Consider the following 25,427-nt stretch of genomic DNA (forward strand, 5'->3'; position numbering starts at 1 on the left):
ACCCGAATTTAAAATCAGAAAAGATGGATGAGTTCAACGATTATAAAGACTATCTGAAAAGTCATAGTTCCTTTCCGGGAATCAAACGCCGCGATTTTTTCCGTTTAATGGGAGGCGGTATTTATATTTTCTTTCGGGTAGGTAGTGCAATGGAAATCATGGCTGCCGAAGCAGATCAGAATCGTCTTCCCAATGATCTGAATGCTTTTCTTCAGATTCATGAAGACGGAACGGTTACCTGTTTCACCGGAAAGATTGAAATGGGGCAGGGCGTGATAACCGGACTGGCGCAGATGCTGGCCGATGAGTTGGATGTGGCCTTCGAAAAAGTAAAAATGGTAATGGGCGATACCGATCTGTGTCCGTGGGATATGGGAACTTTCGGTTCTTTGTCCACCCGGGCTTTCGGACCTTATTTGCGTGCGGCAGCGGCCGAGGCAAGGATGGTTCTTTTAATCCAGGCAGCGGAAGTGCTTGGCGTTCCCCTTGAAGATTTGGACGTGAACGAAGGCGTGATATTCAAAAGAAAAGATAAAAAGGAGAAGGTTACCTATTCGCAGTTAACAGAAGGGAAAAAGATCGAACGCTTTTTGACTGAGAAGCCCGAGGTAAAAGATTATTCAGAGTTTCGAATCATGGGGCAGCCCAGGTTTCGGGTCGATAGTGTTGAAAAGGTAACAGGCAAAGCCAAATATTCGGGAGATATTCGTCTTCCGGGGATGGTTTATGCGCGTATCCTTCGTCCACCGTCGCATGCGTCAAAGCTTGTTTCGGTTGACACTTCGGAAGCTGAAAAAGTGGAGGGTGTTCAAATTGTAAAGGATGGCGATTTGGTGGCAGCCTTGCACGAAGATCCTGAAATGGCAGACAAAGCACGGCGTTTGTTTAAAGCCGAATTTGTAGGCGATGAAAAGCCGGTCAGCAACGAAAATGTTTTTGCTTATCTGAATGAAAATGCCCCCGAAGGCAATGTAAATATCAACGAGGGCGATTTGGAAACAGGGAAAAAATCATCTGACAATACATTTGAAAACGAATTTCACGATGGGTATGTGGCGCATTCACCAATGGAACCGCATACAGCCATGGCTTTTCTTGAAGACGGGAAAATGACGGTTTGGGCCGGAACGCAAACACCGTTTCCGGCAAAAAGCAACATTGCGCGTGTTTTGGGTTTTGAGGAAGAAAAAGTGCGGGTAAAGCCTCCGTATCTGGGAGGTGGTTTTGGAGGAAAGTCGGCGCACCAGCAGGCAGTAGAGGCTGCGCGACTCGCAAAAATAACCGGAAAGCCTGTGATGGTTGACTGGAACCGTCAGGAAGAATTTTTCTACGATGAATTCCGTCCTGCAGCGATTGTTAAAATCAACTCGGGAGTAGATGAAAAAGGGAAAATCGTGTTTTGGGACTACCATGTTTATTATGCCGGAGACCGCGGCGCCGAAACGATGTACAATGTTCCGCACCAAAAACGAACTGTTTACGGACGGGGCTGGCGGGCACCGGGTATTCATCCGTTTCCAACGGGAGCCTGGCGTGGCCCCGGGAACAGCACGAATACTTTTGCACGCGAAGTTCAGATTGATATTATGGCAGCAAAGGCAGGAATTGATCCGGTGGAGTTCCGACTAAAAAATCTGACGGATCAGCGGGCCATCGATGTATTGACCGAAGTGGCAAAAATGGCCGACTGGAAACCTGCCCAATCTCCAAGCAAGCGTGGTTACGGAGTAGCGATTGGTTCGGATGCCGGTACTTACGTGGCACACATTGCCAAAGTGGATGTGGATGCCAAAACAGGCGAGGTAAAAGTGATGAAAGTTTGGTGTGCACAGGAAATGGGTTATTGTGTGAATCCGCAAGGAGCCACTATTCAGATGGAAGGATGTATTAACATGGGCATGGGGTACGCACTCAAAGAAGTTGTTGAATTTGAAGGAGGAAAAGTAAAAACTTCCAATTTTGATACCTATGAAATCCCTCGTTTCTCGTGGATTCCGGAAATTGAAACAAAGATTCTGGACAGAAATGCACCGCCGCAGGGTGGAGGCGAGCCTGCCATTGTTTGCATGGGAGCTGTGATCAACAATGCGATTTATGATTTAACCGGCGCTCGTTTGTTCGAAATGGCGATGACACCCCAACGGATTTTGGAAGCATTAAAAAATGTATGAAATAGGAAAGGCTGTCATCGACAGCCTTTTGTTTCTTGGTATATTGCATGGTCATTTTTTAAATCCTCTCCGCTCCAAATCTGAACGCTCGTCCACGGCGCATCAGCATCTTTCCAGAATTCGTCATCCGTTGCGAGTCCGAGTGGGAGAAAAGCGGTAGAACACAAATACAAACTTCCGGTAGAAATATACGATTCGCCAATCGACTGTTGGTGCCCGCATAACCCAATCTGCAACCACCCATTTTCGTCAAATGTTCCAGGGGCGCTCATTATGCGTTGCATAACTGCTGTTAAGGCGCAACGCACCTGGGCAGGTTTAACAATTTCGGGAAGTCTTTTTTGTAAACATGCCTGCGCCAAATGCTGAAAGGCTCCCATCCGGTAAGGAATCGACCGTCCGATAATAGGGAAAGTTCCTTCCGGAGAAATCAGTCGTTCCTGAATGGCAGCATAACGTGTAAATCTTTTTGCAATCTCCTCGGTAGAGCGGTCGTCAAATTTCTTCTTTTCCTGCATAACGGTTACAATGTCCATCAGCATGGGTTGAATAACATAGCTGTTGTAATAGTCCCAGTGAAAGTTCGGTCCATCGCCGTACATTCCGTCACCCAAATACCATTCCTGGTGTTTTTTCACCGAGAAATCAAGCCGCATGATATCGAAAGGCAAATCATTTTTCAGGAAGAACGCCTCAATCATTCCGCTAAAAAGCAGCCAGTTGGAATAATACGGTTTTACTTCGCGGGTGGCCACAAAACATTTTACAACATTGCTTTTCGTGTCGGCAGAAAGTGCCAGCCAAAGCTGTTGGGGAGCCCGCAAAAAGGCATGAGCCAGAAAAGCAGCATCCACGAGCATTTGAGGCTCCATATGATCAAACAGATAATCGGGCGAAGTTTCATCAGTAATGTTATGGATGGTTTTTAATGCCATCTCCCGGTATTTTTGTCTTAGCCCGCTTTCAGTAGAATTTCCCGAATTGCTTTCCATCCAGGGCGCGATTCCTGCGAGTAATCTTCCCACGGCTTCCAGGTAAGTGGATGGTTTTTTTTTGGCCCCGGTAGTTGTTTCAACCGGCATGGTAGCTTTTAGTTTATTTTGGCTTCCTGCCTCCAGAACCGGTCCCGATACCTTATCTAGCAGCTGCACCCAGTACTCCCGGTGATTTTCGGGGAGTTTGTCTTTTGCATATTCGGGTTGAGCGATTACCTGATTGGACAGTACAACTCCGGCACCCACCACCGGTACAGTTTTAATGAAGTTTCTTCGATTTATCATGGTTTAAAAAATAGATTCACTTTCAAAAGTAAGAACAAAATAGAGAATTGCACGATATTTTAGTTATTGAACCCAGCATTGCAGGTGAGATCACCGGGGCGTTGTTCAATCTTTCCATCGACGAGATCAAAGCGGTTTTCTAAAATGGAAAATTGATAAGCAAAACAAATTAACGAAACAGGGAATATATAGCCTCACTGCAAAGGGTATTTTGTAAGCTTGATCCAGCTCAGTTAATTGTTTTATGTCGGACATGTTTGATCAATTGTTGAGAAAATTCAGACAATTTTTCACTGATTGGTATGGCAGGCTGTTCAATTGTATGAAGAATCTAACTGTTTGTTATAGTGGTTAATTTACATATCGGCGACGGATTCTGTTCCTGTGTGTAAGTTCCCTAAAGTAGAACGCAAGCGACTTTAACACTGAAAAAATCAGTATTTGTTCAACTCTAATTTTTATCTTGTAGGCGAAATTAAGTTGAATCGACTGAATATGATTCAGGATAAGGAATTAAATACAGAACTTCTAAATCTGATAAAGCGGGGAGATGAAAAGGCTTTTCGCATTGTTTTTAATTCCTACTTTCCCCGCTTACTTGCTTTCTCTTCAGAATACGTAAACGACAGGGAAGTGGCTAAAAACCTGGTTCAGGAATCGTTTTTAACGCTTTGGGAAAGGCATGAAACCTTAAATCCTGACTCTGATCTGAAGGCCTACCTTTTTCAGGTGTTAAGAAATAAATCGCTGAATTACCTGAAAACAATAAAGGTAAAGCAGAAATACGAAGAGCACTTAAAATACCGCTATAACGAATTGCTTTTGAATTACGAGGCCTTGAGTCATCTCGATTTTGATGTGCTTTCGTTTAATGAATTAAAGGCGATTATCGAAAACACCATTGCAGAACTGCCTCCGCAATGCAAACGTGTGTTTGAGCTAAGTCGCTACGAAATGCTAAAGAACAAGGAGATTGCCGACCAGCTCGGAATCTCGGTAAAGGCCGTCGAAGGCCAAATGTCGAAGGCGCTGAAACTACTTAAGAAAAGGCTAAAAGAGCATTTCCCTTCGGAAATCTTTACGCTTTTGCTGACGATCATTTAAGTCGGTTAAAAATTTTCGGAAATTTTTTAATTTTTTTTGGTTATAGACCTAGGGTAAAACAAACGTTTGTTGTTGTACTATCAGACGAGAAAAAATGGATCAGGAAAAAATCATACAATATGCTCTGGGAAACATCAGCGATGTTGACGAGAAAAACACCATCTCTCAGCACCTGTTGGAGAATAAGGAGTCCAGAGAATTTTATATATCTGTAAAAAATACGTGGTCGTTGAGCAAAGCTGGCGATACCGGCGACGACCTGAAGGCTGAATACAACAAGCTTTCGCGACAGATCGTAAAACCTCGTTACACCATTTTGCGAAGTGTTCTGAAATATGCTGCCGTGTTGGTGTTTGCGGTGGCCATTTCGTATTCGTTGCAGCATTATTTCGACCGTACAGCGCCTCTGTCCATGAATGAAGTAATTTGTCCGGCGGGGCAGATTGCCGAAATTGTATTGGCCGATGGAACCCATGTTTGGTTGAATGCCGAGTCGACAATTCGTTATTCCAACGCATTTAATGCAAAAAACCGTAAGGTGGAATTAAGCGGAGAAGCCTTTTTTGATGTGGTAAAAGATGAAAAAAATCCTTTCAGTGTAAAGGTAGACGAGATGCAGGTTAAGGTTTTGGGGACCAGCTTTAATATCAATGCTTATCCGGGCAATAACTTACTGGAAACAACTTTAGTTGAAGGGAAAATAGAATTGCTTAGCCCAAAGGGAGAAAAGATTATTGAACTAAAACCGGGGGAAATGGCGAGTTACAATCTTTCAGAAAGCAAAATATATCTGTCGAAAGTGGATACCCGTTTTTATTCGTCGTGGAAAGATGGAAAAATTAGTTTCTATAACGAAAGACTTGAGCCGATTATAGTGAAGCTTGAACGGTGGTATAATGTAAAATTTATTTTCAAGGACGAAGAAATCAAGAATTACCGGTTTACAGGGACAATACTGAAAAATAAGCCATTGTATCAGGTGCTGGAAATCATCAAGTTGTCGTCACCCATCAATTTTGAGGTGATTCAAAAAAGTGAAGATAAAAACGAAATCATATTATCGAAAGAAAAGTAAGTGCCTATGTAGAAACAAATCAAACTAAAACGACGAACCGGCATTACGCCAATAATGCCGGCTCAGTGAAAATCCTGGGAAGCGCCAACTCCCTCAGGATGTTTAAAAACAATTCCATACGGAATCATTAATAATTATTAAACATGCCAAAAGTATGAAAAAAAAACGAGAGAGTTATGCCCTGTTGGTCGGGTGTAATAAAATGATTAAAGTTATGAAACTAACGATCTTAATGCTCCTGCTAGGTGTCGTAGCAGTGAATGCAAAAAGCTACTCCCAGTCAACAAAAGTATCGATAGATGTCAGTAACGTGACGTTAGCTGAACTGTTTGAGCAAATTGAAGCACAAAGCGATTTCTACTTCTTTTATAAAAACGATGAAGTGGCTGGTATTGATCATGTTAACCTGAACGTAAAAGGCGTGACAATTGAGAAAATACTCGATGATCTTCTGAAAGGTAGTGATTTGGAATATAAAGTGGTCGACCGCTATATTGTTATCAGCCCGAGTTCGAAACTGTCTAAAAAGGAGTTTTCGGATGCTGAACAGAAAATGGTTAGCGGAAAAGTTACCGACAAAAACGGTGAGCCTCTTCCCGGAGTTAGTGTAACTTTCAAAGGTACAACCAACGGGACGGTTACCAATGTGGACGGAGAGTATTCGCTTGCTAATGTTCCGGAGGGCGCCGTGTTGCAATTCTCGTTTGTGGGAATGAAAAGCAAAGAGGTTGAAGTAGGTGACCAAACCAAGGTTGATGTTACCCTGGTGGAAGATATGATTGGAATTGATGAAATTGTTGCGGTAGGTTATGGCGTTCAGAAAAAAGTTAACCTCACCGGAGCAGTTCAAAATGTAACGAGCGAGGATATCGTTAAAAGAAGTGCTTCCAACACTTCGAATGCTTTGCAAGGGCTTATCCCCGGCGTTTCTGTTGTTCAATCATCAGGACGGCCCGGAGCTGATGGCGCCAGCATTCGCATTCGCGGAACAGGTTCGTTAAACTCATCGTCGAACCCACTGGTGTTAATTGATGGTGTGGAAGGCGATATGAATTATATCGATATGAATACCATTGAGTCGATCTCGGTTCTGAAAGACGCAGCTTCGGCTTCAATCTACGGATCAAGAGCATCGAACGGTGTGATTCTGATTACCACAAAACGTTCGAAAGACGGCAATTTAAATGTAACCTACAACGGTTATGTTGGAGTAAACATGCCGACAGAAATGCCGGAACCCGTTAACGCGGTGGCTTACATGGAAGCAATTAACGTAGCCCGCGCCAACTCAGACCAGGAGCCTCAGTACCCCGTAAGTCTGATCAACGATTTTAAAACCTTAGGCGCCGATAATATTAACCGCTACGATACCGATTGGGAAAGTGAGATCATTAAAAATATGGCGCTTACGCATAACAATTCAATCAGCCTTAGCGGAGGTTCTCAAAAAGTACGCTTCTTTGGTAATGCTGCGTACTATTATCAGGATGGGCAGATTGCCAATAATGATTATGAACGAATGACTTTGCGGTTGAATACTGACGCCGATATTACAAATTGGATGAAAGTTGGAGTGGATGTGAATATTCGCCAGTCGACAACCGTTACTCCAAGTTTGGACAGCCCCGAGGGGATCATTAGTAAAGCAACTACTTTTGTTCCGGTTTTCTCCGGAATTAATGCCGATGGAACCTGGGGCTACGGTCAGAATGGTGACAACCCTATTGCGAGCGCAGAAGCATCAGGAATAAATACCGCTATATCTCCCGAATTGGGTGTAAAAGGTTTTGTGGTAATTAATCCGTTAAAAGGATTGGATGTATCTGCCAGTTACAGCTCACGGCGGCTGGAAACCAAATCGGATTATTTCCTGAAACCCTACGATACCTATGAAGGTGGCGTTTATAAAACATCGTACCCGGCAACCGGAACCGAAAAATACGAAGGATGGTCGCAGATGATTACCAATCAGTTTAACTTCCAGGCTTCTTACGATCGTCAGTTGGGAGATCATAGCGTGAAAGTGCTTGGCGGTATTCAAAGCGAAGAGAAATTGGGACGTTCGTTCTCAGCAAAAAGAAGAGGGTTCGAATTTGCCGGATTTGAAGATATCGACCACGGCGATGTTGCTACCGCTACCAATAGTGGAAGCCATTGGGAATGGGCTATGATGTCGTACTTCGGAAGGTTGAATTACAACTTTAAAGAACGCTATCTTATCGAATTGAACGGTCGCTGGGATGCTTCTTCCCGTTTTATGAAAGATTCCCGTTGGGGATTTTTCCCTTCGGTTTCTGCCGGATGGCGTATTTCAGAAGAAAATTTCTGGGATTCTTTCGATCAAGTAGTTGGCAACTTAAAACTGAGAGGATCGTACGGAACGCTGGGTAACCAGGATATTTACAGCTATTTCCCGTATGCTGCGACCATTTCAACCGGTTACGGTTACTGGTTCAACAAGGTTTTAGGAACCGGTGCAACGCAAACTCAGGTGGCCAACGAAGAAATCTCATGGGAGAAATCAACTCAAATGAACATTGGGGTTGATGCCGATTTTCTGAGTTCAAAACTGAGCTTGACCATGGACTATTACGTGCGAAACATTAGAGACATGTTGCAGCAATTCCCAATTCCATTGTATGTCGGGCTTTCTTCTCCATGGGAAAATGCAGGTTCGATGCGTAACAACGGATGGGATCTTTCTTTGACCTGGCGCGATGCAATCAAAGATTTCAACTATCACATTACCGCCAATATTTCGGATGTGAAAAACGAAGTAACCAATTTGTACGGCAAAGAATACGTGGGAACTCAGATCACCCGTGAAGGAGATCCGATTGGATCGTGGTATGGCTATGTCACAGACGGTTATTTCCAGTCGCAGGAAGAAATTGATGCTTCGGCAGTATATGGTGCAAAGGCGAATGTGAAACCGGGGTATATCAAATACAAAGACCTGAGTGGCGCTGACGGAACTCCCGACGGCGTAATCAACGAATTCGACCGGGCTATTATCGGCGATCCATCTCCTCGCTACGAATACAGCGTGAACCTTGGTGCCGACTGGAAAGGATTTGACTTTTCATTGTTTCTTCAGGGCGTAGGTAAAAAAGACATCTTTTATACCGGTGCCGGTGCGCGTCCGTTCTATGTGGGCCGTACCATATTCGAACACCAGCTCGACTACTGGGCCGAGGACAACCGTGATGCAGCATTTCCTATCCTGTTGATCGATGGTTCAGGAAATAACCCGAATAACATTGTGTCTGATTTTTGGGTGAAAAGCGGTGCTTATATGAGGATTAAAAACGTCGTATTGGGGTACTCACTTCCTAAAAACGTTTTGCAGCATGTTAACCTGTCGAAAGTGCGCCTGTATGTGAGTGGTCAGAATTTATTTACGATTTCGGATGCCTACAAAGGTTATGACCCGGAATCATCGGTATCGGGAGGTAACTTCTATCCGTTGATGAAGACATTTACATTTGGAATGGATATTAACTTTTAAAATTTGAACGAATGAAGACGAAATCACTATATATATCATTACTAGTTGCACTGGGGGTATTTATTGCTTCCTGTACCGACGATTTCTTGGACAGAACGCCAACCAGCTATGCATCTTCGGGGTTTTATAAATCTGAAGCAGCGGTTGAAACTGGAGTTTCGGGGATTTATAATACGCTTTATTTCAGTATTAACCGTTTATCGGCTTATCTTTTCTTAGATCACTTCACTGCTTTGTGTATGGAGCGTGACGAGAATACGACTGTGGGTGCAGGTGGCGGGTTAAATCCGGATAATACTGCCGTTCAGTCGTGGTGGACCTACAATTATTACATTGTAGCCCGGGCCAATTCGGTGTTATACGGTGCTGCGCCTTACCTGGAAACGCTCGAAGGAAACTCAAAACAGTATTTGGCCGAGGCAAAAGTTCTTCGTGCGTTCGCTTATTATAACCTGATTGCAGCTTATGGCGATGTGCCCTTCTACTCTGAGCCTGTTACGATTGATCAGTACGCAGATGAAAGAGTTTCAAAAGTGACGATTCTTGATTTTATCCTCGAACAGATGGATGAAGCAGCTGTGGACCTGCCCTGGATTGCCTCCGACCGTGGACGCGTTGATAAAGCAGTAGCCTTAGGACTGAAAGCCCGTGCCGCGCTTTTGGGTGGAAGTTTGAATTATGGAAACAAAGGAGCTGAATATTTCAGAATTTCAGCCGATGCAGCGGAACAGGTAATCGGGAAAAGACAACTGGCTGCCAATTTCGACGATTTGTTTAATAAAACCGGACAAGCCAAAGCCGATGCACGTAATGAGCTGATGTTCGAAGTTATCTATTCCGATCAGGGCGATCAAAAAGCGCATGTTATGGCTTTTGGTGTTGTGTCGCGAAACTATGGACAAACCGGAAGACATCCTTCGCAAATTCTGGCTGATACCTACGAATGTATCGATGGAAAGCGTATCGATGAATCGCCGCTGTACAATCCTAAAAATCCAAAAGAAAACAGGGATCCGCGCTTTGGAGCGACCTTATGGATGCATGGCGATACAGTTGAGGGAAATACTACCGGAACAGACGCCGGAAGGATTCGTTTTGTATTGGAAGGATTTAATCCAACCACTCAATTCTATAACTTCACTACCGGGGAATGGTATACCGCAAACAACGCTGATATCAACAGTGCTGCCGCATGGACCAGTTTTGTGAATCGTGGTGTCGGTTACATTTGGAGAAAATTTGCCAATGTTACCGATGAGGCAATCAATAAAACCACTTATAATATCCCGGTTATGCGCTATGCCGAAGTATTGTTAACCTATGCCGAAGCAAAAATCGAATTGAATGAACTGGACGACTCGGTATACGATGCCATCAATCAGGTGCGTAATCGTTCAGGTATGCCCAATGTTTCGGATGATCGCAAAGGAAACCAGGACAAAATGAAGCAACTTGTACGTCGTGAACGTAAAGTTGAGTTGATTGCCGAAGGATTACACTTTGTGGACATGCGTCGTTGGGGAATTGGCGCCATCGAGAACGACAGCCCAAGTTACGGTTATCCGGTGGCGACGGCGTGGGACGCAAACGGATATATTACTGCCGGTGGATACAATGATGTAACTCCTGATATGATTCCTAACTTTCATAAATCAGCCCTGCACGATCTGAATGATATTGCAAACTATGACGCTTACAAAAGCAAATTGAAAGTGAGAGACGTTAACCGTTTCTGGGAAAATAAATTCGAGCTTTTCCCGATTCCACAGGAAGAAATCGACCGGAATTCAAACCTGGAACAAAACCCGGGTTACTAGATTTCTGCATGATAATTACAGAGAGGAATTTTGTTAGTTCCTCTCTGTAATCTATCTTTATCGATCACCTTTTTTTATTGCTTTAAAAGTTACCAAACGGTAACAGAAAGGAAATGGTATATCCGGCAAAGAGTGGTTGCTATGTGCAAGATCAAATCTTTATGTTAAACTTATTCAAATCTGAAAATTATGCGCCTTTCTATCTTAATCCTCGTTATAGCCTTTTTTACGGTTGCTGATGTGAAAGCGGCAGCGGGTAAAAAAGTAACGCGAACCGTTGTCATTGAAAACGCCGAAATGGCGCTGACTTTGAGCAGCGATGGAAAGGCAGTAAGTTTAGTCCACAAACCCACCAAGCAGGAATGTCTGGAGAAAAGAACCGACACCCCGGTTTTTGCACTTACCGAGTACCGCCCGTACGACAACGAGCTTTTTTTAACCTATCCGGCAAAACCGCGGACTTTTGCCGCCGATACACTTTGGCGCGAAGGCGACCGCTTAAAAGTCGGATTTCAGGAAATTGCCTATACCGCTACTATTACACTAAATATTACCGACGATTACATCGGTTTTCAATTGACGGATCTCGATTACGAAATTGAAAAATTCGGCGTTAAACGAAAGACAGAAATCGATGAATTTACGCTGCTGCAACTGCCGGTGAAAAAACGCACTCATTTTGGCGAATGGCTGAATGTGGTTTGGGACGACAAAGTAGCTGTAAACGTTTTGGCTACCGATCAGTTTGCCCGTATCGATGCATTCGACAAAGGCAAGTACCAGCTGCTTTACGCCGGGATGGACAACCGCGTGAAATTGATGAATGTGGGAGCTGCGCTGATCACGACAAGCAACGAAAAATTGCTGGATCGTATCGATCGTCTGGAACGCGATTACCATTTGCCGCCGGGGGTGGAAAGCCGCCGCAGCGAAGCCTACAAATATTCGTATTACGAACTTCGGGGAGTTAGAACCCACAACATCGACGAACACATTGCTTACGCCAAACAAGGTGGTTTTAAAATGATGGTGTTGTATTATTTCGATTTTGCTGAATCGATGGGGCATTTTCCTTGGCTGCCGGCTTATCCAAACGGCATGGCTGATTTGCAAACCATCACACAAAAAATAAAAGATGCCGGGATGATTCCCGGATTTCATATTCATTACAACAAAGCCGCAAAAAACGATGCTTATGTGAGCCCGGTGCCCGACCACCGGCTAAACCTGCGCCGGATGTTTACCCTGGCAGCGGCCATCGATGCCGATGCAATAACAATTCCGGTGGAGGAAAATCCCGAAGGTTGTACGCTGGAAAATGGACGCCGGATGTTAAAAATCGGGAACGAACTGGTGGCCTACGAAGGATACACCACTGAGCGGCCCTATTGTTTTACGGGGTGTAAGCGCGGAGAGTTAAAGTCAACGGTAAGCCATTTCGAAGTGGGATTCAAGCTCGGGTTACTCGATGTTGACACCTGGCCGTTGTTTGTGCGGTTCGATCAAAACACAAGTATTCAGGATGAGGTGGGCGAGCGCATCGGGAATCTGTGCCGCGAAGCCGGTTTTGAGTTCATTTATTTCGACGGCGCTGAAGATGTTCATCCGCCTTATTGGTACAACGTACCCAGGGCGCAACTGGCTGTTTACAATCATATTCATCCTGCTCCTCTTTTATCAGAAGGAGCTACCAAGTCGCATTTTAGCTGGCACATCATTACACGGGGCAATGCTTTCGACTTGTTTCGTCCGGAATACATCCGCGAGGCTACTCGAAAATATCCTATGTACGCAGCAAAATATACGGCTCAGGATTTTACTTCCATCAATTTTGGATGGAACGATTACCTCGCGCCCGATAGTACCTCTGTCGGCATGCAACCCGATATGTACGAATTTATTTGCAGCAGGGCGGCTGCCTGGGATTGCCCGATTGCTTTAATGGGCAAATTGAACGAACTCCGGAAACATCCCCGCACGGCTGACAATCTGGAGGTGATCAGGAATTGGGAAGAAGTGCGCATCAACAGTTTACTGACAAGCGAACAAAAACAGCAGTTAATGAATCCGGAACAGGAGCATTTCTTATTGAGAAATGAGGCGAACAAGCTGGAGCTGATTTCTTATGAAAAGCTGGAGGGAAGCGATACCTATTTACGTGCCTTTTTGTTTCGCCGCAACGGTAAAACCTGCGTGGTGTATTGGCATGCCCGGGGGGAGGGGCAATTGCAATTGCCGGTAAAAGCCGGTCGTTTGCAGCTGTTCAAAAAAGTGGGAGAGGAGCTCGGTATTCAGCAAGAGGGAGAAACAGCTGTTTTGCCTGCGGGTGACCGGCGTTACCTGGTTTTTGAGTTGTCTCCTAAACAAGTGAAAAAACTATGGAAACAGGGCATTTTGCGCTGAAAGGAAATAAATAGAAACAATCTAAAAAATAGAACATGAAGAGACGGAATTTTTTATCATTGGTTTCAGCCGGAAGTGGCGGGGTTTTACTCGCGGCACCTTCCATTACACAGGCGGCGACAACAAATCGTTCAAAAAAAATGAAGCAGAAGGCAGAGGAACTGGCTGCCGACGTGGTGATTGCCGGAGGAGGCTTGGGCGGTTGCGCTGCAGCTTTGGCGGCTTGTCGTAACGGGCTAAAAGTAATTTTAACCGAAGAAACCGACTGGATTGGCGGACAGGTGTCGCAACAAGGCGTTCCGCCCGATGAACATTATTGGATTGAAACGCACGGAGCTCCCGCGTCGTACCGCGATTACCGAAACAGGATCCGTGATTATTATAAACGAAATTATCCGTTAACCGAAGAGGCTAAAAGTCGCTCCAACCTGAATCCGGGCGATGGATCTGTGTCTCGGATTTGTCACGAACCGCGCGTAACAGTAGCCGTCTTGACAGAAATGTTACTGCCTTTTATCAGCACCGGAAAGCTGACATTGCTGACCGAGCATAAAATTGATGCGGCAGACGTAACGGGAGATGAAGTAAAGGCGATCAGGGCACACGATCTGAAAAACGATGAGAGCATTGTGCTGAATGCATCGTATTTTATTGATGCAACCGAATGTGGCGACCTGCTGCCGCTTACCGGAACCGAATACCTTACCGGAACCGAGTCGAAAAGTGAGACGGGAGAATTACATGCGCCGGAAGTAGGCAATCCGAAAAACAACCAGGCCTTCACTTTGTGTTTTGCGATGGATTACCAACCGGGCGTGAACAATGTGATCGATCGTCCGAAAGATTATGATTTCTGGAGCAATTATGTGCCGCAAATGGATACGCCCTGGGCAGGAAAATTACTGGATTTACATTATTCCGATCCGCGAACGCTGAAACCCAAAAAACTGGGCTTTCATCCCGAAGGAAAGAAAACCGGAAACATGCTGAACCTGTGGTTATACCGTCGGTTGATTAACAAGGAAAATTTTGCTCCGGGAACTTACGATGGCGACATCACCATTGTAAACTGGCCTCAAAACGACTATTTCCTGGGGAACCTGATCGACGTAAGTGAAAAGGAGTTTCAGAAGCATGTGGAAGGTGCGCGGCAATTAAACCTGTCGTTGTTTTACTGGTTGCAAACCGAAGCGCCTCGTCCCGATGGCGGACAGGGATGGGCTGGTCTACGCTTGCGTGGCGATGTAATGGGCACCGAAGACGGTATGGCAAAATATCCTTACATCCGCGAAGCCCGAAGAATTAAAGCTGAATTTACGGTGTTGGAAGAACATGTGGGAGCCGAAAACCGCCGTTTGGTGGCTGGTGACGAGGCCGGAAAGAAATCGGCTGATTTTTACGACAGCGTAGGAACCGGTTATTACCATATCGATTTGCATCCGAGCAGCCAGGGTATTAATTATGTCGATTTTGGCTCGCTTCCATTCCAGATTCCACTGGGCGCCTTGCTGCCACAACGAATGAATAATGTGTTGCCGGCCAATAAAAACGTCGGCACAACGCACATTACCAACGGTTGTTTCCGTTTGCATCCGGTGGAGTGGAGCATTGGTGAAGCCGTGGGAATGCTTGTGGCTTTTGCACGGCAGAAAAACGTACCGCCGCGTGCTGTTCGCGAACAGAAAAATTTATTGACTGAATTCCAGGATTGGATCAGAAGCCAGGGGCTGGAAACGCACTGGCCTAATAGTTAGTTTATCATGAATAGAACAAAAAAATACCTGTCGGGCCTGGTGCATCTGACGTTGGTGATAACGGCTGTTTTGTTTTTGTCGTGTACAAACGAAAAGCCGCTTGGAGATGTGTTTAACAAAGGTGTGCCCGGAAATAACACGGCCGATTTGCTGAGACGCGTGTCAACCGATGTGGTAGCACTTCAACCCGACCTCGTGGTTGTGATGGTGGGAACAAATGACTTGCTGAATACCCGGAAAATGCTTTCGGTGGGCGAGTATTACAACAATATGGATCTGTTAACCGACAGCCTGTTGCGGCACAATATCTCAGTGATTGTGGTGAGTCCGCCAACTGCCGACTCGCTGCATTTGTTTGAACGCCACGACTCGACGCTTTATCCGGCTACCCCGATGAAACTGCTGGAAGCAGGCAGTGATACCTTGAGGGCATTGTGCGAAAAAAAGGACTTGGTGTTTGTCGATCTTTTTTCCCACCTCAAAGAAATGGGGATTCCGGAGCACGAGAGAGATCAGATTATCCGGAACCGCGCCAACAGCGACAGCAACGATGGTATTCATTTTACCAAAGAAGGTAATTACCTGCTGGCCAGATTTATTTACGAGCATTTGGTAGCGAATTTCGATGGTCCGGGCAGCCTGAAGATTGTGTGCTTTGGCGATTCCATAACCTGTGGCGTTTTTATGGAAGGGAAGGGAACAACCGAAGGCGATACGTATCCGGCTGTATTAAAAAGGCTGATAAAAGGCGAAAGCCCGCAAATAATAATAGAAAGAGAATAGAATGATATGTTTATGAAAATAATAGAACAAATAAAAGTGTGGAGCCTGGCGGTAATCGCCTTAATAATGGCTGCTTGTGGTGGTAGTCGCCACAAAATACATGTAAGCGGTTCTGCCGATAACGATTTGATTCAGTTGCTGAAAAGCCATCAAAACATCCAACTTGTTTTTCATGCTACACCCGAACAGGCCGTTCAGGAAGCAAAAAGCGGAGAAGGACTTTTGGTTTTGTCTTCGGCTTATCCCAACAAAACAGAACAGATAAGCGACAATTTTTATACCCGGTTAAAAGAGAAAGGGGTGCGCGCTTATGTTGAGTTTCCATCGCGGCTTCTGCAAAGTGAAGTGGGAGCCATCGAAAAGGCCAAACACGAGCGTGTGGTGGTCAGTTCAGGCTTTTTTAACGCGTCGCCCGACAGTTTGACGATTTTGGGGTTAAACGGTTTGTATTACACCGAAGTACCCGCTGATTCGGCGAAGGTACTGATGGTGGCGGCGCGTGTTGCCGGTTTCGATTCTGCCATTTACGGCTTGCCCGAAAAACAGTTTCCCATTTTACTCGAACTGAAGGAGCAGCCCGTGTTGGTGTCAACCACAAATCTGAGCGGATTTATTTCGGGAAGATACGCCCCGTCAAAAGAATGGGGAGCGGTGTGGAAACAGATTCTCGGGTTTGTAGCTCCCGGACTTGAAAATCAGGAATTGAGCTGGGAACCGGTTGTTGGACCGACTTATGGCAAAGAAGATGTTTTACCGGAAGATGTGGAACGCAAAAGTTTTGCACGCGGTGTGGAGTGGTATAAAAATGCCCGCATGCTGATCCCCGACTCGTATGTGGATACGCTAAAAGCGTTGGTAGATTCCGGAATTCAGCGCCTGGCTTGGAACGAAGCTATTCCCGTAGGCGACGGATCGCATGGCGTTTTTGAATGTATTTTCTCTGAAATTGATGAAACCGGCAGCCAGCCTATCGGAATCATGGAACGGGGCGACTGCATCAGCGAAACGGCCATGGCTTTTGCCACGGCGGGAAAAGCTTTGGGGAATGAGGAATATTTAGGAACAGCTCAAAAACTGCTGGATTACTACCTGCTGAATTCGATTGCAACAAAAAATGAATACGCCGATTCATCGCACGGAGCCTATGGTTTAATCCCGTGGGGAATCAGTAATTATGCGTGGTACCGCGCCAGTTACGGCGACGACAACGCCCGTTTCCTTTTGGGAGCCTGGACCACCGCCGCACTTACCGGAACCGATCACTGGGACGAAATCTTTATGAAATCGTTAATCGCCCTGGTGCGAACAACCGGTGCAAATGGTTTCAGAGGCAGCAGAATCGATCTCCCTCAATTTGAAAAGAACGGATGGGAATATTATTACAACCAGGAAGTCCTCAATTTGGCGCCTCATTTCGAAAGTTATTTGTGGGCCTGTTACCTGTGGGCTTACGACAAAACCGGCGATGATATTTTTCTGAACCGTGCCAAAAACGGAATCCGGATCATGATGGAAAATTATCCGAATGGCTGGAGCTGGACAAACGGACTGGCGCAGGAAAGGGCACGGATGATTTTGCCGCTGTCGTGGCTGCTGCGGGTGGAAAATACCGAAGAAAACCGCGCAATGTTATTGACCGTGGTGAACGATTTTCTGAAACTTCAGGACGACTGCGGCGCTATTCGCGAAGAGTTGGGATCGATTGAAATGGGACGTTATCCGCCGCCGCAAACAAATGAAGCCTACGGAACAACAGAAGCTTCGCTTATTGCGCAAAATGGCGATCCGGTTAGCGATTTGCTGTACACCACCAACTTCGCATTTTTAGGATTGCACGAGGCGTGTTATGCCACCGGCGATGCCGACATCAAAAAAGCAACCGATAAGTTAGCGGAATTTTTGTGTCGTATACAGGTAAAATCGGCCGATCATCCGGAATTGGATGGCGGTTGGATGCGCGCTTTTGATTACGAGCAATTCGAGCAGTGGGGCTCCAATGCCGATCACGGTTGGGGGGCCTGGGCCATCGAAACGGGCTGGACTCAGGGTTGGATCACCGCAATTCTGGCATTAAGAGAGATGGACATGTCGATTTGGGAGCTGACTAAAGGTTCTGAAATTGCCCGGTATCATGCTAAATTGAAAAAGGAGATGCTTTCGAAATAGCGATTGCTGTCCTGTGAACAATAATAGAACATCAGACCGAATAGTAATTAAAATTGAATTATGAGTAAGGTGATCAGAAGAGACTTTTTAAAAGGAATGGCAGCAGTACCTTTTCTCGGGTACTTTGCCTTCGCTTTTAAAGGAAGTATTGGTGAGGAAGCGAAAGGGAAAAGTAAAGATATTTATGAAACACTGAAGATCAACAAGCTGGATGCCACCGGACAAAAACTGTTGCCGCCAACCGGAATGGGGGAGAAACCCCTGCGGATAGGTGTGGTGGGGAACGGCTGGCGTGGCGAACAGTTGCTGCGCTCGCTGGGATTTACGCACCCCGATTTCGTAGAAAAAAACACGATCGATGGCAAATACACCAGGAAGCTGGAGGAGTTTTTAAACCAGGAAGATTTAAACGTGGAGTTTGCTGCTGTTTGCGACACCTTTGATGTGCGAACGCAGCGCGCGGTTGAAATCGCGGCCAACGACCTTCGACCTGGCGGAAGAAAAACGCCGAAGCCCGTAAAAATATTTTCGTCGTACCGCGAAATGGTAAAAAGCAATGAGGTGGATGCCATTATCGTTGCCACGCCCGACCACACGCATGCGCTAATTGCGATTGAAGCAGCCAAAGCCGGCAAACATGTTTACCTGGAAAAACCGATGACCCACACCATCGAGGAAGCGGTGGAATTGCGAAATACCATCAAATCAACAGGTGTGGTATTTCAGCTGGGCCATGAAAACCGCCAGCAGATGAGTTTTAAAATCGCTCGCGAACTCTATCAGAAGGGAGTTTTGGGCGATGTTTCGATGGTGCAGACTTTTACCAACCGGAACAATACTTTTGGCGCGTGGATTCGCGACGAAGCCTTCGATCATAAACTTGGAAACGAAAGTAATATCAACTGGAAAGAGTTTCTGGCCCATGCGCCCTGGCACGAATTTGATTTGAAACGTTACTTCAGCTGGCAGCGCTACAGCGATTACGGAACAAGTGTTACCGGAAATGACTTTTCGCACAGCTTCGATTGTGTAAACCAGGTACTGGAGTTGGGTATTCCCGAGACCGTGGTGGCAATTGGCGGACAGCATTACTACAAGACACATGGCGACATGCCCGATGTGATGAATGCCATCTTCCATTATCCCAACCGGAAACTGACGCTTACCTACGATTGCTCGTTGAAAAACAGTATTTACCGGCAGGCAAAAATTCTTGGATCGGAAGCTACGATGGATGTCGACCGGGCAATTATGATATACAAAGACGGCCTGTCGGAACGATATCGCGATATTAAGGCAAACGCATCAGACCCGATGTATTATTACGAACCCAACACGGGCGTTGATGCCATTTCGTCGGCAACATCGCAGGCCTACCTAAAAGGCGGGTACGGGCCAACTTACATCGACGGCCAGGTGGTAGATGCCACCCTGCTGCATCTAAAAGAATGGGTGGATGCCATTCGCGGAAAAGGCGAGACCAGCTGTAATGTCGATGTGGGTTTTGAAGAGGCCGTAACTTTTAACCTGGCCAACCTTGCGTACGACAGCAAACGGCCGGTGAAATGGGATGCAGAAAACGAAAAAGCAATCATTTTATAAAAGTCAGGGAGGTTGAAGATGAAATTGGAACACGAAAAAATAGCAAACAGCTATTCAACAAAACAGTTGGTGGTACTCACTTCGCTGAGGATTTTAATCGGTTGGCATTTTTTGTACGAAGGTCTGGTTAAACTTTGTATGCCGGAGTGGACCGCCAAAGAATACCTGAATGGGGCTGTAGGGCTGTTCGCTCCACTTTTTAAAGCCATGGCAGGTTCTGAGTTTGCGATGACTTTGGTTGATACGCTGAATGTGTGGGGGCTGATACTTATCGGTTTGAGTTTGTTTATCGGACTTTTATCGAAACCGGCAAAAATATTTGGCATAGTGTTACTGGCCATGTATTACCTGGCCTATCCGCCTTTCCCCGGGCTCGCTGCCAACATGCACGCCGAAGGAAGTTACTGGATCGTGAACAAAAACCTGATCGAAATTGCCGCATTGAGTGTGTTGTATTTCTTCCCGTCGAATTACCAAACCGGAATCGATCGATTTTTATTTGCCACGAAAAAGCAAAAATAGAAGCCTGCAAGCCATCGGATTTTCACTTTATTATTCTTCTAAATAAACAGGGTTGGTAAAAATTTTTAGTAAATGATCCGGCGAGAATAAAAATAATTAGTTTATTTGAGAAACCTTAGCCAATTGAATATAATGAAGATGAAATTCGTTGTTAAAATCCTTGCGTTTTGTGCGCTAAACTTTTTTTGCTTTTCGGGTTTTGCCGGAGATTACGGTAAAATAAATATTGCCGATTTGGTGCTGATTTACCAGGGCGGTGTGCATCGTCCGATGGAGTGGACCAAAGAGGAGTTTTTGCCGTATGTGGTGCACGAGAATCAACAAGGCGAGGTAAACTGGTTGTTCGATGGCTTTCTTTTTCTTGAATTTAAAGATGGAAAGGGACGCAACTACGCGCCGGGATATGAAAAACAGAATGCCAGAAAACCCGAATGGGAATGGTTGCTCGATCGCCGGTTTGAGAAAGACAAGGCGTTTTCGGCCCTAAACCAGTGTATTGAAGAGCAAATTCAGAAAATTGGAAAGCCGGGATTTAAACACAAACTGGTGTCCGGAATTCCTTCGCCCATTCTTGATCAGGACGATTGGGGCGAGCTTGATGGTCAAAAATTAGATTTCCATAATCAGGAAGATAGACTGACCGCAGAAAAATGGTACATCGATCGTTTCTTGGAACGGTATAACCAGGAAAATTATGAACACCTTCAGCTTGATGGTTTTTATTGGGTGGATGAAGACGTGCGCGGCTGTGCCGATATTTTAATTCCGCTGGGCGATTACATCCGGTCGAAAGGATTCAAATTTTATTGGATTCCATACTGGACAGCAGCCGGTCGCGACGAATGGAAAAAATATAAATTCGATTTTGCCTGGATTCAGCCCAATCATTTTTTCCACGCCGATGTAAGTGATGAACGACTTGAAGAAGCCTGTGCTTTTGCCCGCGCGCAAAAAATGGGCGTGGAAATGGAGTTTGATGGCAGAGCGATGGCCGATCACGAATCAGGTTTCCGAACACGTTTAACAGCTTATATCGATGCCTATGAAAAAAAACGGGTATTTGAGCAGTCCTCGGTTGCCTATTACGAAGGAGGTAACTGCATTTATAAGTTTTACAAGTCGGAAAATCCGAAAGACAAGGAAATAATGGATCGGCTGGCAAAGTTGATTATTGACAGAAAAAACAAACGATTTATAAAAAAATGAACCGGAAGAATTTTTTAAGAGCGATGGGAACAATGGCTGTGGCCAGTCCCTTTTTATTGCAGGAACTACAAGCGGCAACAAAGAAAAACGCATCGATAAAACCCATTGAAGGCTCGTGGTTTGAATTTCAGCACCACAGCGCTGCAGAAGGAAAATACTGGAATCTTACACTGGAGAAGTTTACCGCTCAACAATGGGATGCCAAAGTAAAAGAAGTGGCCGATGCAGGATTGCGTTACCTGGTTTTGCTCGACGTGGCGATTTACGATAAAAGTTTTTACCCGACTTCGCTGTTGCCAAAGCACGAAATGGGCTGTGATGATCCGCTGGAAGTGGTGCTTTCCGCTGCCGATAAATACGGCATCCGCTTTTTTGTAAGCAATGGCTTTTTTGGCGAGTGGACCAATCCTGCAATGTTGATGAAAGATCCGGAGGTGCACAAACTGCGCGTAAAAGCCATGAATGAAATTGCCGAAAAATATGGTCATCACAAAAGTTTTTACGGCTGGTACTATCCCAACGAAACCGGGATTAACGGCCACTACGATGATTTCTTCATTGATTATGTGAATCATTCTTCGGCAGAAGCTGCACGCTTAATGCCCAAAGCCAAAACACTGATTGCGCCTTACGGAACCCGGAACGTGGCTTTTGACGATATCTATGTGCGTCAGTTGGAAAAACTGGATGTTGATTTTATTGCTTACCAGGATGAAATAGGGGTGGAAAAAACCCGGGTTGAAGAAAGTGCCGGTTTTTATGAAAACTTGTATAAACTACATAAAAAAGCAGCCAAATCTAAGCTTTGGGCCGATGTTGAAGTTTTCCGTTTCGAAGGGAAAGTGTACAACAGCGCCTTGTTGCCTGCGCCCGCCGAACGTGTGCTGCAGCAGCTGGAAGCCGTGTCGCCTTATGTCGAAAAAATCCTGATCTACCAGTACACCGGCATGATCAATCAATCGAAAGGACAGACATTTGCCGGTCATCCCGATTCGCTGGAGTTGTATCAAAAACTAAAAAAGGGTAAAGCGCTTAAATAATACATTGCTCACCCGACTTTGCAGGGGGCGCTTTTTGGGGCCTTGCAGAGACACTGATTAGTAAACGAATAAAACGAAAAATAAAAACAATGAATGTAAAAATGAATAACGATGTCGGGTTGAATACGCCATCCGGTAATAAAGCGTTGCTCGGGATGACCTGCTTTGTAGCTTCGCTGGGAGGTGTGCTGTTTGGCTTCGATACAGCCGTAATTTCAGGTACTTTCGGAATGGTCGAAACCCAATACAGTTTGTCAAAACTGATGGTGGGCTGGTTTGGAAGCTCAGCGCTCATCGGTGCCATTTTAGGGGCCTTTGTAGCGGGTAGTTTAAGCGACAAATACGGCCGAAAACCCATCTTAATTCTGGCGGCTTTTCTTTTCTTCGTATCCGCCTTGTTTTCGGCTATCCCTCCCAGTTTTACGCTGTTGATCGCCGCTCGCCTGGTAGGCGGACTAGGGGTTGGTATGGCTTCTGTTTTGTCGCCGATGTATATTTCTGAGTTTGCGCCTGCAAAAATTCGCGGACGCCTGGTGGCTTTGTACCAGTTGTCGATCGTTATCGGAATTCTGTTGGCTTATTTTTCAAACTGGGCCTTGTTGCGCTATGCCGCTTCGCCCGACAATATTTTTACCGCCGGTATTTTAGGAAAAGTATTGAATACTGAAATCTGGCGCGGTATGTTCGCAGCCGAAATGATTCCTTGCGGCTTGTTTATCCTGCTGCTGTTTTTTGTTCCTGAAAGTCCGCGCTGGTTGATCGACAAAGGTTTTGTTGAAAAAGGAACAGCTTTGCTTCGCCGGATAAATGGCGAAGTGGACGAAAAAATCCTTCGTCCCGGCAATAAAGAAGGTAAAGAAAAGGTGGGTTTGAGCGAACTGCTAAAACCCGGGATGAGGCGTGCTTTGGCAGTAGGGATCGGCTTATCGGTTTTCGGACAGTTTACCGGCGTAAACATTGTTATTTATTACGGTCCTACTATTTTGGAAGGCGCTGGTTTTGCCCTCGACAATGCCGTACAATTTCAGGTGTTGATCGGAATTATCAACCTGCTTTTTACCGTAATTGCTTTAACCAAAATTGATAGCTGGGGGCGTCGTCCTTTGCTGATTGGTGGAATGGCAGCCGTTTTTGTTTCGCTGTGTGCGATCGGAACATTGTTTGTCACCAATATTGCCTCAGGTATTTGGACTGTTGTACTGCTTTGTATATATATTGGCAGCTTGGCCCTGTCAATCAACGCAGTGATCTGGGTTTTAATCGGTGAGATTTACCCGACTCATATTCGTGGAAGGGCGATGTCGCTGGCAACTTTTGCCAACTGGGGAACCAATTTTGCTGCCGCTTTCCTCTTTCCGTGGTACGTTGCAAGTGTTGGTATGGGGGCCGGTTTCTTTACTTTCGCTGCATTTTGTTTGGCAGGCACCGTCTTCTTTTACAAACTTATTCCGGAAACAAAAGGAAAAACACTGGAAGAAATTGAGCAGTACTGGAAAAAAGGTAGTTAATTCTGTGCAAAAAATTACTTCAGAGTCAAGTACATATATTTACTAAGGCAAAGCGGTTTGGGTGATGATCCAAATCGCTTTTTTGTTTTATCCCTTGCAATTTGCACGCTTATGTTATCTTTATGCCAAGCTAAATGATGTTGTAAAAAATACAGAATCATTTAAGAAGACTAGGTTTCTTCGGCCTGTCGCAATTGATTTTATTTCAATCAGAAATCAGCGATATTTCGGAGAGTACGAATAAGTTTATAAATCTAAACCAATAAAAATGAAGTATTTGCTTCTGCCAATTTTTGCTATTTTCCTGAGTATACAGCTAAATGCCCAACACCGGGCCGATCAGCAAAAACTTACCGACCCCGATGCGTTTTCAATGATTTTGCTGGGCGATCCGCAGGGGTACGTAAAGTACGACATCAATCAGCCCATATTAGACTTATGTATGCGCTGGATTGCCGACAATATTGAGCCACTGAACATAAAGGCTGTTTTGTGCACCGGCGACCTGGTAGAACAGAACGAAAATATCATTATGAACCGGAAAATGCTGAATCAGACCAGCCGGCAGATGTGGACTGCCGTATCGAACAGTTTTTCCATCATCGATAATAAAGTGCCGTACATGGTTTCTCCCGGAAATCACGATTATGGCTATCAAAAGTCGGAGAATTCGATGACCCGTTTCCCCGAATATTTTCCTTTCGAACGGAACGACACCTGGCGCGAAACCTGTGTTTCTGCGCTACCTAACCGCAACGGTATTCCGTCGCTCGAAAATGCCGCCTTCGAAATTAAGGATCCGAACTGGGGAAGTGTATTGGTAATCACCTCCGAGTTTCATCCGCGCGATGAAGTGCTCGAATGGGCGCAAAAGCTTGCCGACAGCGAAAAATATGCCGAGAGCAAAGTAATATTTATGACACACGGCTATCTGCGCGAAGGCAAAAGTGCAGAGCGGATTACCAAAGATAATTATGCGATTGAGCCAGGAAATGCCGGCATTGAAATCTGGGAAAAACTGCTGAAGTCTTCTAAGAATATTGATTTGCTGATTTGTGGACATACCGGAAACGGAAATGGCGATTTTCAGGAAAACGTGGCTTACCGGGTCGATAAAAACAGCTCGGGTAAAAACGTACATCAAATGATGTTTAATGTACAAACGCTTGGCGGCGGCTGGGAAGGAAACGGCGGCGATGGCTGGTTGCGAATTTTGGAGTTTATGCCCGACGGGAAAACTGTAAAAGTTCGTACTTATTCGCCTTTGTTTGGCATTTCTCCATCAACCAAACATTTGGCTCACCGCACAGCGCCTTACGATCAGTTTGATCTAGTGCTGGATTAGTAATCTGTTAAAGAGAATCACTAGTGGGTATTAAAAATTAATAGACGTTCTTTGAAATTCTTTGTTAGTCGTACTTGTAGCGATTTTTGATAGCGTGACGATTTGAATTGAAAATACGGATTTTTGCATGCAAACAAGCAATT

16 protein-coding genes are annotated in these 25,427 nt (G+C 45.3%); 15 read left to right on the forward strand and 1 reads right to left on the reverse strand.

The genetic code is table 11. The features are described 5' to 3' along the window. The first annotated feature begins 23 nt into the window (after nucleotides 1-23). Nucleotides 24-2,171, forward strand: a complete 2,148-nt coding sequence (locus tag MR764_RS16515; protein ID WP_247980550.1) for a molybdopterin cofactor-binding domain-containing protein — start codon at nucleotides 24-26, stop codon at nucleotides 2,169-2,171. Nucleotides 2,172-2,185: 14 nt separating this feature from the next. Here MR764_RS16515 and MR764_RS16520 read toward each other — a convergent pair whose 3' ends face one another. Further along, nucleotides 2,186-3,451 (reverse strand): DUF2264 domain-containing protein, encoded by a 1,266-nt coding sequence (locus tag MR764_RS16520; protein ID WP_247980551.1) that lies wholly within the window; start codon nucleotides 3,449-3,451, stop codon nucleotides 2,186-2,188. Between the two features lie 495 nt (nucleotides 3,452-3,946). Here MR764_RS16520 and MR764_RS16525 point away from each other — a divergent pair, with 495 nt between their 5' ends. The 14 genes from MR764_RS16525 (at nucleotide 3,947) to MR764_RS16590 (ending at nucleotide 25,284) form a co-directional block, all read left to right on the forward strand. Next, complete coding sequence (locus MR764_RS16525; RefSeq protein ID WP_247980552.1) at nucleotides 3,947-4,555, forward strand: RNA polymerase sigma-70 factor; 609 nt, start codon at nucleotides 3,947-3,949, stop codon at nucleotides 4,553-4,555. Between the two features lie 94 nt (nucleotides 4,556-4,649). Beyond that, nucleotides 4,650-5,630: a FecR family protein gene (locus MR764_RS16530; protein WP_247980553.1), complete on the forward strand. Its 981-nt coding sequence runs from the start codon at nucleotides 4,650-4,652 to the stop codon at nucleotides 5,628-5,630. A gap of 154 nt (nucleotides 5,631-5,784) precedes the next feature. Then, nucleotides 5,785-9,138: a TonB-dependent receptor gene (locus MR764_RS16535; protein WP_247980554.1), complete on the forward strand. Its 3,354-nt coding sequence runs from the start codon at nucleotides 5,785-5,787 to the stop codon at nucleotides 9,136-9,138. Between the two features lie 11 nt (nucleotides 9,139-9,149). Next, nucleotides 9,150-10,955, forward strand: coding sequence for a RagB/SusD family nutrient uptake outer membrane protein (locus MR764_RS16540; RefSeq protein ID WP_247980555.1), 1,806 nt, complete (start codon nucleotides 9,150-9,152; stop codon nucleotides 10,953-10,955). 189 nt (nucleotides 10,956-11,144) lie between these two features. Next, nucleotides 11,145-13,358, forward strand: a complete 2,214-nt coding sequence (locus MR764_RS16545) for a hypothetical protein (protein WP_247980556.1) — start codon at nucleotides 11,145-11,147, stop codon at nucleotides 13,356-13,358. Between the two features lie 35 nt (nucleotides 13,359-13,393). Beyond that, complete coding sequence (locus MR764_RS16550) at nucleotides 13,394-15,112, forward strand: FAD-dependent oxidoreductase (protein WP_247980557.1); 1,719 nt, start codon at nucleotides 13,394-13,396, stop codon at nucleotides 15,110-15,112. A 6-nt stretch (nucleotides 15,113-15,118) separates the two neighbouring features. Continuing rightward, on the forward strand, nucleotides 15,119-15,895 hold the full coding sequence (locus tag MR764_RS16555) for a GDSL-type esterase/lipase family protein (RefSeq protein WP_247980558.1): 777 nt from the start codon (nucleotides 15,119-15,121) through the stop codon (nucleotides 15,893-15,895). A 12-nt stretch (nucleotides 15,896-15,907) separates the two neighbouring features. After that, a complete protein-coding gene (locus tag MR764_RS16560; protein ID WP_247980559.1) occupies nucleotides 15,908-18,061 on the forward strand; it encodes a hypothetical protein in 2,154 nt (717 codons plus the stop codon). 60 nt (nucleotides 18,062-18,121) lie between these two features. After that, nucleotides 18,122-19,663, forward strand: coding sequence for a Gfo/Idh/MocA family oxidoreductase (locus MR764_RS16565; protein WP_247980560.1), 1,542 nt, complete (start codon nucleotides 18,122-18,124; stop codon nucleotides 19,661-19,663). An 18-nt stretch (nucleotides 19,664-19,681) separates the two neighbouring features. Then, nucleotides 19,682-20,185 carry a DoxX subfamily gene (locus MR764_RS16570; RefSeq protein ID WP_247980567.1) on the forward strand — a complete coding sequence of 168 codons (504 nt, stop codon included), beginning with the start codon at nucleotides 19,682-19,684 and terminating at the stop codon, nucleotides 20,183-20,185. Nucleotides 20,186-20,323: 138 nt separating this feature from the next. After that, a complete protein-coding gene (locus MR764_RS16575) occupies nucleotides 20,324-21,391 on the forward strand; it encodes a DUF4855 domain-containing protein (protein WP_247980561.1) in 1,068 nt (355 codons plus the stop codon). Continuing rightward, on the forward strand, nucleotides 21,388-22,431 hold the full coding sequence (locus MR764_RS16580) for a DUF4434 domain-containing protein (RefSeq protein WP_247980562.1): 1,044 nt from the start codon (nucleotides 21,388-21,390) through the stop codon (nucleotides 22,429-22,431). The genes MR764_RS16575 and MR764_RS16580 overlap by 4 nt, the downstream gene beginning before the upstream one ends. Before the next feature lie 89 nt (nucleotides 22,432-22,520). After that, complete coding sequence (locus MR764_RS16585) at nucleotides 22,521-23,939, forward strand: sugar porter family MFS transporter (protein ID WP_247980563.1); 1,419 nt, start codon at nucleotides 22,521-22,523, stop codon at nucleotides 23,937-23,939. A 268-nt stretch (nucleotides 23,940-24,207) separates the two neighbouring features. Continuing rightward, a complete protein-coding gene (locus MR764_RS16590; protein WP_247980564.1) occupies nucleotides 24,208-25,284 on the forward strand; it encodes a metallophosphoesterase in 1,077 nt (358 codons plus the stop codon). Nucleotides 25,285-25,427: the final 143 nt, after the last annotated feature.

This window comes from Maribellus sp. YY47 (genome assembly GCF_023111095.1).
Classification (GTDB): Bacteria; Bacteroidota; Bacteroidia; order Bacteroidales; family Prolixibacteraceae; genus Draconibacterium.